We start from the raw sequence: 13,566 nt of genomic DNA on the forward strand, positions 1-13,566 counted from the left end.
CGCGGCCCGGGACACCGTATGAACGGCGGGGGAAACCCCGCCGTCTCTCTTATCGGTGAATAAAGGTGTGATTGCCTCTGGACAGGCCGTCCGGAAGCGACTATCCCGCGCCAATTCCAAACGGCGGGCTGCCCTGTTCCGACAGGGTCCGCCGTAGGGTTCGACGAGGGACAGGGGTGAGCCCTGTTCGTCCTATCAACTCCAATGCCGCGAAAGGCTATAAAAATGAGCCAGACCATTCGCATTCGGCTGAAGGCATTCGATTACCGCGTCCTGGATTCCAGCACGCAGGAAATCCTGAACACGGCAAAGCGCACCGGCGCGACCGTCCGTGGCCCGATCCCGCTGCCCAACAAGATCGAGAAGTTCACGGTTCTCCGTGGCCCTCACGTCGACAAGAAATCCCGTGACCAGTTCGAGATCCGCACTCACAAGCGTCTCCTGGACATCGTTGATCCGACCCCGCAGACGGTGGACGCGCTGATGAAGCTCGACCTCGCCGCCGGCGTGGATGTCGAGATCAAGGTTTAAGGAGGGTCCAACTGATGCTCCGTTCCGGTATCATCGCCAAAAAGGTCGGCATGACCCGTCTCTTCATGGAAGACGGCAAGCAGATCCCCGTCACTGTCCTGCAACTGGAGAACCTCCAGGTTGTCGCGCAGCGCACCGCTGAATCCAATGGCTACACCGCCGTCCAGCTGGGCGCCGGCAATGCCAAGGCCAAGCGCACCTCGCAAGCCATGCGTGGCCACTTCGCAGCCGCGAAGGTCGAGCCCAAGCGCAAGGTCGCCGAGTTCCGCGTGGACCCCGAGAACCTGATCGAAGTGGGCGCAGAGATCTCTGCCGACCATTACTTCGAAGGTCAGTTCGTCGACGTCTCCGGCACCTCGATCGGTAAAGGCTTCGCCGGTGGCATGAAGCGCCACAACTTCGGCGGTCTGCGTGCCTCGCACGGCGTGTCGATCTCGCACCGTTCGCACGGTTCGACCGGCCAGTGTCAGGACCCCGGCAAGGTGTTCAAGGGCAAGAAGATGGCCGGCCACATGGGCGCCGTCCGTGTGACCACCCAGAACCTGCAGGTCGTCAAGACCGACGCCGACCGTGGCCTCGTGTTCATCAAGGGCGCCGTTCCCGGCTCCAAGGGTGGCTGGGTCACCGTCAAGGACGCCGTCAAGAAGCCGTTCCCCGAGAACGCCGTTCTGCCGGCAGCTCTGAAAACCGCCGCCGCTGCCGAAGCGCCCGCGGCTGAGCAGAAGGAAGGCGAAGAATGAAACTCGACGTGATCAAACTGGACGGCTCGGCTGCCGGTTCTGTCGATCTCGGCGACGAGATCTTCGGCCTGGAGCCCCGTGCGGACATCCTGCACCGCGTTGTACGCTGGCAGCGTAACAAGGCGCAGGCAGGGACCCACAAGGTCCTGACCAAGTCTGAAGTCAGCTACTCGACCAAGAAGATCTATCGCCAGAAGGGCACCGGCGGCGCACGCCACGGTTCGCGCAAGGCACCGATCTTCCGCAAGGGTGGTATCTACAAGGGCCCGACCCCGCGTAGCCACGCCCACGAGCTGACCAAGAAGTTCCGCAAGCTGGGTCTGAAGCACGCCCTTTCGGCCAAGGTGAAGTCCGGCTCGCTGGTCATCATCGACACCGCCGAGTCCGAGGGCAAGACCGCCGCACTGGCCAAGATGGTTTCGAACCTGGGCTGGAAGCGCGCTCTGATCATCGACGGCGCTGCCGTCAATGAGGGCTTCGCCCGTGCCGCCGCCAACATCGAAGGTCTGGATATCCTGCCGACGATGGGTGCAAACGTGTACGACATCCTGAAGCGTGACACCCTGGTGATCACGAAGGCGGGTGTCGAAGCTCTGGAGGCTCGCCTGAAATGAGTGCCAAGGCAAACCACTACGACGTGATCCGCAAGCCGGTCATCACCGAGAAAGCCACCATGGCCTCCGAGGCCAACGCGGTTGTTTTCGAAGTCTCGATCGATGCCAACAAGCCGATGATCAAGGAAGCCGTCGAGGCCCTGTTCAACGTCAAGGTGAAGGCCGTGAACACGACCGTCACCAAGGGCAAGGTCAAGCGTTTCCGGGGCACCCTCGGCAAGCGCAAGGACGTCAAGAAGGCCTATGTGACCCTCGAAGAGGGCAACACGATCGACGTGACCACCGGTCTCTGATCGTGTGGTGGGATGCTCCCACCCTACGCATGACAACAGGCCCCTCGCTGCAAGGCGGGGGGCTTTTCCTTTGGCGGGCCTGTGCGGCCCGCGACCTGAACGGAGGCGCATATGATCCCCTGGGAAGATCTGGCAGAGGCGCGTGCGCCCGAGGGCGACATCCTGCGCCTGTTCCGGCGCGGCACCGAGTATTCCATCCGTCTCGGCGACGGCAACGAGCTGATGAACTCGCGCCTCGGCGGGTCAGAGATTGCGCTTGCGACCCTGTCCTTCGACTGTCTGGGCGCGCGGCCTGCGCCCCGCATCCTGATCGGGGGCCTTGGCATGGGCTTCACCCTGCGCGCGGCGCAGGAGCTGGCGCCGCCCGACGCGCGGATCGTGGTGTCCGAGGTGGTCCCCGAACTGATCGGCTGGGCGCGGAGCGAGATGTCTGCGGTCTTCGGAGACTGCCTCTCGGACCCCCGCGTCGAGCTGCGCCCCGGCGACGTGGCAGAGGAGATCGCCTCGGTCACCGCGGGCTGGGACATGATCCTGCTGGACGTGGACAACGGCCCGGACGGGCTGACGCGGGACGGCAACGATGTGCTCTATGGCGAGGCGGGCCTGGCGGTGGCGCACCGAGCGCTGACGGTGCATGGCGTGCTGTCGGTCTGGTCGGCGCATCCGAGCCGGGAATTTGCCAAGCGCTTTGCCCGGGCGAACTTCGATGTGAAGGAAGAGGGGGTCAGGGCCGGACGGACGAAGAGGGGGTCTCGGCATACCGTGTGGACGGGGGTGCGGAAGGGGCGGTGAGGGGCGCCGCAATGCTGAGGGTCCAGTGCTCGTCTGCGGTACGCAACGGCGGCGGATCGCCTGTGCGTCTGTGCACTTTGTTCTGTGCCGCAGAACGCCCTATTTCGGGCATGAGACGAATTCGAGCCTCGCAAGAAAAGGAGTTTTGTCATGGAATTCAAGGACAAGGTCGTCCTCGTCACCGGTGCTGCCGGTGGAATCGGCATCGCGGCGGCGCGCAAGTTCGCGGCCGAGGGCGCAAAGCTGGCTTTGGTCGACCTGAAGATGGAGGCGCTGGAGAAGGCTGCCGCCGGTCTGGATGAGGCGCTGCTGCTGACCGCTGATGTTGCAGATGAGGCAGACGTGAAGGCCTATGTCGAACAGACAGTAGCGCACTTCGGTCGCATTGATGTCTTCGTCAACAACGCCGGAATAAATGGCGACTTCAAGAACATCGAAGAGCAGACGTTCGAGAACTACTCCAACGTGCTCAACATCAACGTGATCGGCGTCGCCATGGGGCTCAAGCACGTTGTGGCGCAGATGAAGTCCCAGGGCGGGGGCGCCATCGTCAACACGGCCTCCAATGGCGGCCTGCTGGGGGCCCCGGGGATGAGCGCCTATGTCGCCTCCAAGCACGCTGTGATCGGTATCAACAAGTCCGTCGCTCTTGAGGCCGCGCCGCACAAGATTCGGGTGAACGCCGTTTGCCCTTCGGGGGTCGACACCCAGATGATGCGCTCGATCGAGGAGCGTGCGACGGCCAGCGGCGCCGAGAATGCGCGTGAAACCTTCGAGAGCTCGGTGCCCCTGGGGCGTTATGCCGAGGCCGACGAGATCGCCGACCTGATGCTCTTCCTGGCCAGCGACCGGGCGAGCTTCATCACCGGGGCCTACTACCGCATTGATGGCGGCGGCGGCGCAACTTCGGTCTGACCGTGCAGGCAGGGCCACCGGGAGGAATATGCTCCGGCAGCCTTGCCACCCCTCCACCCCCCTGCTATACGCGCCCAATCCTGACGGCCCCGGATTCGCTCCGGGGCCTTCGGGTGTTTGACGCCTGGGGACCTTCGGGGCCCTGTAACATCCGGGTAGTCTGTCAGCGGCGGTACTTCCAACCGCCCGGCAAATACCCAATACATAGCCGCCTCACGTGGACCCCGGCCCGACTTTTCCGGACCAAACGAGGGCGGCGCTTGCTAAACGGAAGACAGAAAGCATGGCACTCAAGTCGTATAAGCCGACGACGCCGGGCCAGCGCGGGCTGGTGCTGATCGACCGTTCGGAGCTGTACAAAGGACGCCCCGTCAAAGCCCTCACCGAGGGTCTGACGAAGTCGGGCGGCCGGAACAACACCGGACGTATCACCTCCCGCCGTCGTGGCGGTGGCGCTAAGCGCCTCTACCGGATCGTCGATTTCAAACGCAGCAAGGTTGACGTCGAAGGCGTCGTCCTGCGGATCGAGTATGACCCGAACCGCACCGCGTTCATCGCGCTGATCCAGTATGTCGATGGTGAAAAAGCCTACATCCTCGCGCCGCAGCGCCTGGCCGTTGGTGACAAGGTCGTCTCTTCGCAGAAGGCCGACATCAAGCCCGGCAACGCAATGCCCTTCTCGGGCCTGCCGATCGGTACCATCGTTCACAACATCGAGCTGAAGCCCGGCAAGGGTGGCCAGATCGCACGCGCCGCGGGCACCTATGCCCAGTTCGTCGGCCGTGACGGTGGCTACGCCCAGATCCGCCTCAGCTCGGGCGAACTGCGCATGGTGCGCCAGGAATGCCTGGCAACCGTCGGCGCGGTTTCCAACCCCGACAACTCGAACCAGAACTACGGTAAAGCCGGCCGCATGCGCCACAAGGGCATCCGTCCGTCGGTCCGTGGTGTCGTCATGAACCCGATCGACCACCCCCATGGTGGTGGTGAAGGCCGTACCTCTGGTGGCCGTCACCCCGTTACCCCCTGGGGTAAGCCCACCAAGGGTGCGAAAACCCGCAAGAACAAGGCCACGGACAAGTTCATCATCCGTAGCCGTCACGCGAAGAAGAAGGGTCGCTAACCTATGGCACGTTCTGTTTGGAAAGGCCCCTTCGTTGACGCTTACGTCCTGAAGAAGGCCGAAGCGGCACGCGAAAGCGGTCGTAATGAAGTCATCAAGATCTGGTCCCGCCGTTCGACGATCCTGCCCCAGTTCGTGGGTCTGACCTTCGGCGTCTACAACGGCCAGAAGCACATTCCTGTCAACGTCACGGAAGACATGATTGGTCAGAAGTTCGGTGAATACTCGCCGAGCCGTACCTATTACGGTCACGCCGCCGACAAAAAAGCGAAGCGGAAGTAAGTCATGGGTCAGGAAAAAAATCCCCGCCGCGTGGCAGACAACGAAGCCATGGCAAAGCTGCGCATGCTTCGGACCAGCCCGCAGAAGCTGAACCTGGTGGCTCAGCTGATCCGTGGCAAGAAGGTTGATCGGGCTCTGACCGACCTGACCTTCTCGAAGAAGCGTATCGCGCAGGACGTGAAGAAGTGCCTTCAGTCCGCCATCGCCAATGCCGAGAACAACCACGGCCTGGACGTCGACGAGCTGATCGTCGCCGAAGCCTGGGTCGGCAAGAACCTCGTGATGAAGCGTGGCCGTCCGCGGGCACGTGGCCGCTACGGCAAGATCATGAAGCCGTTCTCGGAAATCACCATCAAGGTGCGTCAGGTCGAGGAGCAAGCCTAATGGGTCAGAAAGTCAATCCGATCGGCATGCGCCTGCAGGTCAACCGCACCTGGGACAGCCGCTGGTACGCCGATACCAAGGATTACGGTGATCTTCTTCTGGAAGACATCAAGATCCGCGAGTTCATCAAGACCGAGTGCAAGCAGGCCGGAATTGCCCGCGTGATCATCGAGCGCCCCCACAAGAAGTGCCGTGTGACCATCCACACCGCACGCCCGGGCGTGATCATCGGCAAGAAGGGCGCGGACATCGAGGTGCTTCGCAAGAAGCTGGCCAAGATGACCGATAGCGAGCTGCACCTGAACATCGTCGAAGTCCGCAAGCCGGAACTGGACGCCATGCTGGTTGCCGAGTCGATCGCTCAGCAGCTGGAACGCCGTGTGTCCTTCCGTCGTGCCATGAAGCGTTCGGTCCAGAACGCCATGCGCATGGGCTCGCTGGGTATCCGCGTGAACGTCGCCGGCCGTCTGGGCGGTGCCGAGATCGCGCGTACCGAGTGGTACCGTGAAGGCCGTGTGCCGCTGCACACCCTGCGCGCAGACATCGACTATGCTCACGCCGAAGCAATGACCCCCTATGGTATCATCGGGATCAAGGTCTGGATCTTCAAAGGCGAGATCATGGAGCACGACCCGCAGGCCCGCGACCGCAAGTCGCAGGAACTGCAGGACGGTCCGGCTCCGCGTGGTGCCGGCGGTGGCCGCCGCGATCGCGACCGGTAAGGAGACAGAAAGATGCTTCAACCGAAACGCACGAAATTCCGCAAGATGCACAAGGGCCGGATCCACGGCCAGGCAAAAGGCGGCTCCGACCTGAACTTCGGGACCTTCGGCCTCAAGGCCACCCAGCCCGAGCGTGTGACTGCACGTCAGATCGAAGCAGCCCGCCGTGCCATGACGCGCCACATGAAGCGTCAGGGCCGGGTCTGGATCCGGATCTTCCCGGATACCCCCGTCACCTCGAAGCCCGTCGAAGTTCGTATGGGTAAAGGTAAGGGGTCGGTCGATTACTGGGCCTGCAAGGTCAAGCCCGGCCGGATCATGTTCGAGATCGACGGTGTCTCCGAGGGCGTCGCACGCGAGGCCCTGCGCCTGGCGTCGATGAAACTGCCCGTCAAGACCCGCGTCGTCGTTCGCGAAGACTGGTAAGCGGAAGGCGGGATATCTCCCGCCCTACGAAATCGGTAACCCCCGGTGCCCATGGCGCCGGGGGTTTTCCTTTGTACGGCCGGGGGCTGCCGCCCTCTGCCCCTGGTGGGGCCGGAGCAGTGCTTGCCATGGGAGGGGGCAGGAGGGTGCCGGGTTCGCCCGGCCCGGCACACCGAGGCATTCACAGACGGCCGAGCGGCCGAGGTCGAGACTTTCGACCAGCGCGCCGGTGTTCTGGCCGGGCTGGGGCAGCAGGGGCTGCAGCAAGTGGCGGGCGGGATGGGTGAGGGCCTGGAAGATGGTGTCAGCGAGCATGGAGCATGATGCGTCGGGATTGTCCGACATGTCGGCAGGTCCCGACGCATTCGCGCATTTGCAGCGCGTGGGAATCGCGGTAGGGCGGGGCAGATCCCGCTGCCGGAGGTATGTCATGTCCGAGATCCGCTCTCTTTTCGCCACCCGTCTCTATCGCGCCGCCCTGAACGAGAAAGGGCCGGGCGTCGATGCCGAGGAGCTTGAGACCTCCTGCTATTCCATCGCCGAGGATGACGAGGCGGGGCAGGAGTGGTGCGAGGCCAACGACTATCCGGGCTACACCTCCTATGCCTCGCTGACTGACCTGGCCTGGCGCTTTCCGATCTTCGAGGATGTGAAGGCGGCGCTGGATCTGCATGTCGCCGCCTTTGCCGATGACCTGGCCTTCGAGCTGGGAGAGGGCAAGCTTGAGCTGGAGGATCTGTGGATCAACATCCTGCCCGAGGGCGGCACCCACAGCTCGCATATCCACCCGCATTCGGTGATTTCGGGGACGACCTATGTGGCGATGCCCGAGGGCACCTCGGCGCTGAAATTGGAAGATCCGCGGCTTGCGATGATGATGGCGGCCCCGACCCGCGCAAGGGATGCCCGGGAAGAGCTGAAGCCCTTCATCTACGTCAAGCCGGCGGTCGGCGAGGTCCTGCTCTGGGAGAGCTGGCTGCGCCATGAGGTGCCGATGAACATGACCGAAGAGGACCGCATCTCGGTCAGTTTCAACTACAAGTGGGTGTGAGCACCGGTCCCGCAGGGCAAACCCTCCGGGGGAGGGTTTGAGGCGCGAACGGGCGGAGCCCCCTGCCGCCGATACCGCAGGGCAAACCCTCCGGGGACAGGCTCCGCCGCGAACCGCAGGGCTTTGCGACGCCTGTCGAGGGCCGGCATCGAAATTGCGGAAAGACCCGTCCCGGTGGTGTTCCCCATGGGGCCACGTTCTTGCGGGCTGGTTGCCCGGCCGTGCCTCGCGACGCATAGGCCGGGCGGCTTCCCGGGCGCAGGGGCGCCCTGCGCGGACGGCCCGGCGCTGAGCCGGACCGAGAACTGCCTGGGCCCCCGTCGGCGAACGAACCCCCGGCGTCCTGTGGTGGGCAGCCCTCACCACGGGCGTGGGGTGGATGGCAATCCACCTTCCCCTTGTCCTGTTTGCGCAGCCGAAGGTGGCGTCCGCCCGCCCTCCGCTGCGTCAGATGAAGCGCGACAGCAGCACCATGGCCGCCAGGGCGCGGGCGAGCCCGGCCACCTCGCGCGGCCCCGGCATTTCCCGAACCAGCGTGCGCCGATCAGCGCCAGGGTTAGCAGCGTCACCATGGAACGGGCCACGCCCGCGGGGCTCAACAAGATGTGGCGGACCGACCAGAACCTGCAGACCGCGGAGAGAGCGCAACCCGCGAGCATCAGGGTTGACCAGCCTTTGTGCCCCAGGTCCGCTGCCAGCTTGAGGATGAAACCGCCCAGTATCACGACACAGGCCGTCTGGGCTGCAATGGCGCGCCCGAAAAGGCAAGTCATCTGTTCCAACTAGTCATAAAACGATTAGAAACATGCGTGTGCAGGACGGTCCGGGCGAAATCTGCCCGCCGCCGGGATCTGCACCCCACCACTGCACCCTGGCTGACTCGTCCGTCGGTCATTGAATTTTGCCGCGGCCCCGGGCCTTGGCGTGAACCCGCTCCGGCCCTCAGTGGCCCTGCCAGCAAGGAAGACCTCTCTGCCATGGATTCCCGCAAGCTCGAGATGACCGTCCTGATGACCCCCGACATGGCCAACTTCAGCGGCAAGGTGCATGGCGGTGCGCTGCTGAACCTGCTCGACCGCGTGGCCTTCTCCTGCGCCTCGCGCTACTCGCGCCAGTATGCCGTCACGCTCTCGGTCGACCAGGTGATGTTCAAGGAGCCGATCAACGTCGGCGAGTTGGTCACCTTCCGCGCCAGCGTCAACTACGCAGGTCGCACCTCGATGGAGATCGGGATCCGTGTCGAGGCGCAGGAGATCCGCTCGGGCCGGTCCCGCCATACCAATTCGTGCTACTTCACGATGGTTGCGGTTGATGACCAGGGCAGCCCGGTCGAGGTGCCCGAGCTGCAGGTGCTGACCGAAGAGGAAGAGAAACGCCTGAGCGCCGCGAAGATCCGCAAGAAGCTGCGCCACGAGTTCGCCGAAGAGATGCAGAAGGCCGCAAAAGGCTGACCCGCGCTCCGGTTGTCCCCGGTTGTTCTTGACCCGGCAGGCCGCCCCGGCTACCCCAAGGGCATGACGCATCAGGCCGCCTTTATCGCTCAAGCCTATTACCCGCTGTATTAACAGCGGACCCTTCACCTTGTCTCCGCTGTTTCCAAGCCAGCGGTAGACCGGACCCCCACAGATCAGACCGGACCCTGGCCCCTCTCCTACCAGGACCCCGATCATGCCTCCTTCCCTCTCCCTGTTCGGTTTTGGCGCCTTCGGCCAGCTTCTGGCGCCGTTGCTGGCCACCGATACCCGCCTCACCATCTGCGATCCCCTCCGAGGCGCCGAGGCGCTGGCGGCGGGCTACGAGGTGGTCAGCACCGAAATCGCCGCCCGCGCGGATATCCTGCTGTTGGCAGTGCCGCTGCCTGTGCTGCCCGGGCTGTTGCAGCAGCTTGCCCCGCATCTGCGGCCCGGGCAGGTGGTGATCGACACCTGTTCGGTCAAGGAAGAACCGGCCCGGTTGATGCGCGCCCTGCTGCCCGATGGCGTGGTTCTGATCGGCAGCCATCCGATGTTCGGGCCGGTCTCGGCCCGCGAGGGGCTGCGCGGGTCGCAGGTGGTGCTCTGTCCGCTGAGGGGCGGCGGCGGGCAGCGCCTTGCGGCCTACCTGCGCGCCCGTCACGGCCTGCGGGTGATCGTCACCACCCCGGAACAGCACGACGCCGAAGCGGCGCTGAGCCAGGGGCTGACCCATCTTCTGGGCCGCGCCATGGCCGGGATGGGGCCGGCGCCGCGCATCCGCACCCGCTCGTTCGAGCTGATGATGGAGGCGCTGTCCATGGTTGCCGGCGACGCCCCGGAGGTCTACGACGCGGTGACCGCCGGCAATCGCCACCTCGGTCCGCTGCGGGCCCGGCTGGCGGCGGCCCTGGCCCCCGAGGGGGGAGGCGGCGCGCCGGACAGCACGGCGGGCTGAGGCTGCTCTGCCTTTTTCGCCCTTTCCGTGTTGACCCGCAGGGCGTTCGGGCGTATTGGCAGCGCTCATTGTTCTACATAACCCACCGGATTCGCGGGTCACCCAACCCAGGGGCCTACCGGTGCAAGGAAGGAAAGGAAGCGCCATGAGCGCCAAAGAGCTTCGCGAGAAGACTCCTGACCAGCTTCGTGAAGAGCTGGCAGAGCTGAAGAAAGCCCAGTTCAACCTTCGTTTCCAGCAGGCCACCGGCCAGCTTGAGAACGCTGCGCAGATGCGCAAGGCCCGTCGTGACGCGGCCCGCGTGCTGACCGTTCTGAACGAAAAAGCTGCCCAGGCAGCTGGCGAATAAGGAGCTTTCGAATGCCTAAACGTATCCTTCGCGGCACCGTCACTTCTGACGCCAATGCCCAGACCGTTACCGTGTCCGTCGAACGTCGCTTCACGCACCCGGTTCTGAAGAAGACCATCCGTAAGTCCAAGAAGTACCGGGCTCACGATGAGAACAACCAGTTCAAGGTCGGTGACATGGTCCGCATTCGTGAATGCGCGCCCAAGTCCAAGACCAAGCGCTGGGAAGTGATGACCGCCGAGATGATCGAAGCCGATCAGATCGAGCGGGCAGAAAGCGCCAAGGCCCAGCAAGAGCTGGACGCCAAGCGTCATGCAGAGCACGAGGCCGCGGCTCACTAAGAGCCCCGGCCTCCCGTCGAAACCCTGGGGGGTCTAACCAGAACAACCCCCAAAGGTCGGGAGAAACCACATGATCCAGATGCAGACCAATCTGGATGTCGCTGACAACTCCGGCGCCCGCCGAGTTCAGTGCATCAAGGTCCTGGGTGGTTCCAAGCGTAAGTACGCTTCGGTCGGCGACATCATTGTCGTCTCCGTCAAGGAAGCCATCCCGCGCGGCCGCGTGAAGAAAGGTGACGTCCGCAAGGCCGTCGTCGTGCGCACCGCCAAGGAAGTCCGTCGCGAAGACGGCACCGCGATCCGCTTCGATCGCAACGCCGCCGTCATCCTCAACAACAACAACGAACCCGTTGGTACCCGTATCTTCGGACCGGTTGTTCGCGAGCTGCGCGCCAAGAACTTCATGAAGATCATTTCGCTGGCGCCGGAGGTGCTCTGATGGCTGCGAAACTCAAAAAAGGCGACAAGGTCATCGTTCTGTCCGGCAAGGACAAGGGCAAGACCGGCGAGATCACTTCCGTTGATCCCAAGGCCGGCAAGGCCGTTGTCGAAGGCCTGAACATGGCCGTCCGCCACACCCGCGCGACCCAGCAAAGCCAGGGCGGCCGTCTGCCCAAGGCCCTGCCGATCGCCATCTCGAACCTGGCTTTCGTCGATGCCAACGGCAAGGCGACCCGCGTCGGCTTCAAGCTGGAAGGCGACAAGAAGGTTCGTTACGCCAAGACCACGGGGGACGTGATCGATGCTTGATACCGCGAACTACACCCCGCGTCTGAAGGCCGCCTACAAGGACAGCATCCGTGCCGCCCTGAAGGAGGAATTCGGCTACAAGAACGACATGCAGATCCCGCGTCTGGACAAGATCGTTCTGAACATCGGCTGTGGCGCCGAAGCTGTCCGGGATTCCAAGAAAGCCAAGTCGGCCCAGGAAGACCTGACCACCATCGCCGGCCAGAAAGCTGTCGTCACCAAGGCCAAGAAGTCGATCGCCGGCTTCCGCGTACGTGAAGACATGCCGCTCGGCGCCAAGGTCACCCTCCGCGGCGACCGCATGTACGAATTCCTGGATCGCCTGATCACCATCGCGATGCCCCGGATCCGCGACTTCCGCGGCGTTCCCGGCAAGTCGTTCGATGGTCGTGGCAACTACGCCATGGGCATCAAGGAACATATCGTCTTCCCCGAGATCAACTTCGACAAGGTCGATGAAGTCTGGGGCCTCGATATCGTCATCGGCACCACCGCGAAAACCGACGCAGAAGCCAAGGCGCTGTTGAAAGCTTTCAACATGCCCTTCAACAGCTGATCGCGCGAGGGAGATTTAGATATGGCTAAAAAATCCATGATCGAGCGCGAGAAGAAGCGGGAGAAGCTGGTTGCCCAGTACGCCGCTAAGCGCGCTGCACTGAAAGAGGTCATCTACGACCAGGACAAGCCGATGGAAGAGCGTTTCCGCGCCACCCTGAAGCTTGCCGAACTGCCGCGCAACTCGTCCGCGACGCGTCTGCACAACCGCTGCCAGCTGACCGGCCGTCCCCATGCTTACTACCGTAAGCTGAAGGTCAGCCGTATCATGCTGCGCGAACTGGGCTCGAACGGTTTCGTTCCCGGCCTCGTGAAATCGAGCTGGTAAGGAGGGCATAGAACATGAACGATCCTATCGGCGATATGCTCACCCGGATCCGCAACTCGTCGCTGCGCGGCAAGTCCACCGTCTCGACGCCGGCTTCCAAGCTGCGCGCCTGGGTCCTGGACGTGCTGGCGGACGAAGGCTACATCCGCGGCTACGAGAAGGGCACTGATGCCAACGGTCACCCGACCCTGGAAATCAGCCTGAAGTACTACGAAGGCGCACCTGTCATTCGCGAACTGAAGCGGGTCTCGACCCCCGGCCGTCGCGTCTACATGGGCGTCAAGGACATCCCGCAGGTCCGTCAGGGCCTGGGTGTGTCGATTGTCTCCACGCCCAAGGGCGTCATGTCCGATGCAGCGGCTCGCTCCAACAATGTTGGTGGCGAAGTTCTCTGCACGGTCTTCTAAGGAGGTCTGGAATGTCTCGTATTGGTAAGAAACCGGTCGAGCTGCCCGCAGGCGTCACCGCCAGCGTCTCTGGCCAGACCGTCGAAGTGAAGGGCCCGAAGGGCACGCACAGCTTCACCGCCACGGATGACGTGAACATCGTTGTCGAAGACAACGCTGTGACCGTCTCTCCCCGCGGCACCTCGAAGCGCGCGCTTCAGCAATGGGGCATGTCCCGCACGATGGTCGCCAACCTGGTGACCGGCGTGACCGCCGGCTTCAAGAAAGAGCTGGAGATCACTGGTGTGGGTTATCGTGCCCAGGCGCAGGGCAACGTGGTCAAGCTGAACCTCGGCCTGTCCCATGACGTCGATTTCCCGGTTCCGGCAGGGGTCACCGTGACCACTCCGAAGCCGACCGAGATCATCATCGAAGGCACCGACCCGCAGCTTGTGGGCCAGGTCGCGGCGAACATCCGCGAATGGCGCAAGCCCGAGCCGTACAAAGGCAAGGGTATCAAGTACAAGGGCGAATTTATCTTCCGTAAGGAAGGTAAGAAGAAGTAAGGACCAGAC

21 protein-coding genes and 1 pseudogene are annotated in these 13,566 nt (G+C 63.5%); all 22 read left to right on the top strand.

Features of this window, described 5'->3' with window-relative positions; genetic code table 11:
* The first annotated feature begins 204 nt into the window (after nucleotides 1-204).
* The 22 genes and pseudogenes from rpsJ to rplF all read left to right on the top strand — a co-directional run bounded on the left by rpsJ (nucleotide 205) and on the right by rplF (nucleotide 13,557).
* Entirely contained in the window at nucleotides 205-531 is a 327-nt protein-coding gene (gene rpsJ / locus OS124_RS0101325; RefSeq protein ID WP_179747236.1) for a 30S ribosomal protein S10, read from the top strand.
* A gap of 14 nt (nucleotides 532-545) precedes the next feature.
* Nucleotides 546-1,271, top strand: coding sequence for a 50S ribosomal protein L3 (gene rplC, locus OS124_RS23330; RefSeq protein WP_010137466.1), 726 nt, complete (start codon nucleotides 546-548; stop codon nucleotides 1,269-1,271).
* Complete coding sequence (rplD, locus tag OS124_RS0101335) at nucleotides 1,268-1,885, top strand: 50S ribosomal protein L4 (RefSeq protein ID WP_010137467.1); 618 nt, start codon at nucleotides 1,268-1,270, stop codon at nucleotides 1,883-1,885. The genes rplC and rplD overlap by 4 nt, the downstream gene beginning before the upstream one ends.
* Nucleotides 1,882-2,178: a 50S ribosomal protein L23 gene (locus OS124_RS0101340; protein WP_010137468.1), complete on the top strand. Its 297-nt coding sequence runs from the start codon at nucleotides 1,882-1,884 to the stop codon at nucleotides 2,176-2,178. The genes rplD and OS124_RS0101340 overlap by 4 nt, the downstream gene beginning before the upstream one ends.
* Nucleotides 2,179-2,289: 111 nt before the next feature.
* Entirely contained in the window at nucleotides 2,290-2,970 is a 681-nt protein-coding gene (locus tag OS124_RS0101345) for a spermidine synthase (protein WP_010137469.1), read from the top strand.
* A 150-nt stretch (nucleotides 2,971-3,120) separates the two neighbouring features.
* Nucleotides 3,121-3,885 (top strand): SDR family NAD(P)-dependent oxidoreductase, encoded by a 765-nt coding sequence (locus tag OS124_RS0101350; RefSeq protein WP_010137470.1) that lies wholly within the window; start codon nucleotides 3,121-3,123, stop codon nucleotides 3,883-3,885.
* A gap of 283 nt (nucleotides 3,886-4,168) precedes the next feature.
* Complete coding sequence (gene rplB, locus OS124_RS0101355) at nucleotides 4,169-5,008, top strand: 50S ribosomal protein L2 (RefSeq protein WP_010137472.1); 840 nt, start codon at nucleotides 4,169-4,171, stop codon at nucleotides 5,006-5,008.
* Between the two features lie 3 nt (nucleotides 5,009-5,011).
* Nucleotides 5,012-5,290: a 30S ribosomal protein S19 gene (gene rpsS / locus OS124_RS0101360; RefSeq protein ID WP_010137473.1), complete on the top strand. Its 279-nt coding sequence runs from the start codon at nucleotides 5,012-5,014 to the stop codon at nucleotides 5,288-5,290.
* A 3-nt stretch (nucleotides 5,291-5,293) separates the two neighbouring features.
* Nucleotides 5,294-5,674 (top strand): 50S ribosomal protein L22, encoded by a 381-nt coding sequence (rplV, locus tag OS124_RS0101365; protein ID WP_010137474.1) that lies wholly within the window; start codon nucleotides 5,294-5,296, stop codon nucleotides 5,672-5,674.
* On the top strand, nucleotides 5,674-6,396 hold the full coding sequence (gene rpsC, locus OS124_RS0101370; protein ID WP_010137477.1) for a 30S ribosomal protein S3: 723 nt from the start codon (nucleotides 5,674-5,676) through the stop codon (nucleotides 6,394-6,396). Before rplV ends, rpsC begins: the two co-directional genes overlap by 1 nt.
* Nucleotides 6,397-6,408: 12 nt before the next feature.
* A complete protein-coding gene (gene rplP, locus OS124_RS0101375) occupies nucleotides 6,409-6,822 on the top strand; it encodes a 50S ribosomal protein L16 (RefSeq protein ID WP_010137478.1) in 414 nt (137 codons plus the stop codon).
* Between the two features lie 430 nt (nucleotides 6,823-7,252).
* The gene (locus OS124_RS0101385; protein ID WP_010137480.1) at nucleotides 7,253-7,873 is read left to right on the top strand and encodes a TIGR02466 family protein; all 621 of its coding nucleotides are present in this window, start codon (nucleotides 7,253-7,255) and stop codon (nucleotides 7,871-7,873) included.
* 977 nt (nucleotides 7,874-8,850) lie between these two features.
* Nucleotides 8,851-9,324, top strand: a complete 474-nt coding sequence (locus OS124_RS0101395; RefSeq protein ID WP_010137482.1) for an acyl-CoA thioesterase — start codon at nucleotides 8,851-8,853, stop codon at nucleotides 9,322-9,324.
* 217 nt (nucleotides 9,325-9,541) lie between these two features.
* Nucleotides 9,542-10,282 (top strand): prephenate dehydrogenase/arogenate dehydrogenase family protein, encoded by a 741-nt coding sequence (locus OS124_RS23335; RefSeq protein ID WP_010137483.1) that lies wholly within the window; start codon nucleotides 9,542-9,544, stop codon nucleotides 10,280-10,282.
* Between the two features lie 145 nt (nucleotides 10,283-10,427).
* On the top strand, nucleotides 10,428-10,631 hold the full coding sequence (rpmC, locus tag OS124_RS0101405; RefSeq protein WP_010137484.1) for a 50S ribosomal protein L29: 204 nt from the start codon (nucleotides 10,428-10,430) through the stop codon (nucleotides 10,629-10,631).
* A gap of 11 nt (nucleotides 10,632-10,642) precedes the next feature.
* A pseudogene (gene rpsQ, locus OS124_RS0101410) lies at nucleotides 10,643-10,870 on the top strand (30S ribosomal protein S17); the annotation flags it as partial.
* A gap of 172 nt (nucleotides 10,871-11,042) precedes the next feature.
* Nucleotides 11,043-11,411, top strand: a complete 369-nt coding sequence (gene rplN, locus OS124_RS0101415) for a 50S ribosomal protein L14 (RefSeq protein ID WP_005621870.1) — start codon at nucleotides 11,043-11,045, stop codon at nucleotides 11,409-11,411.
* Nucleotides 11,411-11,722, top strand: a complete 312-nt coding sequence (rplX, locus tag OS124_RS0101420; RefSeq protein ID WP_010137488.1) for a 50S ribosomal protein L24 — start codon at nucleotides 11,411-11,413, stop codon at nucleotides 11,720-11,722. The genes rplN and rplX overlap by 1 nt, the downstream gene beginning before the upstream one ends.
* Complete coding sequence (gene rplE, locus OS124_RS0101425; protein ID WP_010137489.1) at nucleotides 11,715-12,278, top strand: 50S ribosomal protein L5; 564 nt, start codon at nucleotides 11,715-11,717, stop codon at nucleotides 12,276-12,278. Before rplX ends, rplE begins: the two co-directional genes overlap by 8 nt.
* 21 nt (nucleotides 12,279-12,299) lie before the next feature.
* Nucleotides 12,300-12,605, top strand: coding sequence for a 30S ribosomal protein S14 (rpsN, locus tag OS124_RS0101430; protein ID WP_010137490.1), 306 nt, complete (start codon nucleotides 12,300-12,302; stop codon nucleotides 12,603-12,605).
* 14 nt (nucleotides 12,606-12,619) lie between these two features.
* Nucleotides 12,620-13,012, top strand: coding sequence for a 30S ribosomal protein S8 (gene rpsH / locus OS124_RS0101435; RefSeq protein ID WP_010137491.1), 393 nt, complete (start codon nucleotides 12,620-12,622; stop codon nucleotides 13,010-13,012).
* Between the two features lie 11 nt (nucleotides 13,013-13,023).
* A complete protein-coding gene (rplF, locus tag OS124_RS0101440; protein ID WP_010137492.1) occupies nucleotides 13,024-13,557 on the top strand; it encodes a 50S ribosomal protein L6 in 534 nt (177 codons plus the stop codon).
* The last annotated feature ends 9 nt before the right edge of the window (nucleotides 13,558-13,566 follow it).

It is taken from the genome of Oceanicola sp. S124, assembly GCF_000220565.1.
Classification (GTDB): Bacteria; Pseudomonadota; Alphaproteobacteria; order Rhodobacterales; family Rhodobacteraceae; genus Pseudooceanicola.